The organism is Desulfofundulus thermobenzoicus (assembly GCF_009428905.1).
In the GTDB taxonomy this organism is placed as follows: domain Bacteria; phylum Bacillota; class Desulfotomaculia; order Desulfotomaculales; family Desulfovirgulaceae; genus Desulfofundulus_A; species Desulfofundulus_A thermobenzoicus.
In genome coordinates, this window is the sequence record NZ_WHYR01000190.1 from 1 (window position 1) to 448 (window position 448).

The 448-nt window shown below is 50.9% G+C and carries 1 protein-coding gene; it reads left to right on the plus strand.

Translation table 11 applies throughout. The features are described from left to right. Window positions 1-136 precede the first annotated feature (136 nt). Window positions 137-448 (plus strand): hypothetical protein (locus GFC01_RS18165; RefSeq protein WP_423244420.1); only part of this gene is annotated, 312 nt, incomplete at its 3' end.

The window sequence follows — 448 nt, forward strand, 5'->3', positions numbered from 1 at the left end:
GCGTCGCACCGGGCGTTTATCGCACACTTCAACAAAAAAACGAAAAAAAATAAAAAAAGAGTGATCCATTTTTTGAACCGCTCCGTTAGATGGGTGTAAACAACGACAACACTCACAAAACAAAGGAGCGATTCACATGAAGAAGAAAACAATGAACAAGATTGTAGCACCAGCATTAGCGTTAGGCTTACTCGTCCCACTCAACGCCCAGGCGGCAGATCACGCACCGACAGCGAGCACGCCGGCTGGCGACCTTCGTGCGACACTCGACCAGTTGCTATCTGAGCACTACGTCTTAGCGGTCACATCGATGATGAAAGCGTACGACGGAGCAGCAGACGCTGAAGTAGCGATGAAAGCGCTCGACCAAAACGCAGTCGATATGACACCAGCCATCGCATCGATTTTCGGTGACGAGGGCGCGGCCCAGTTCGAAGAAATCTTCCGC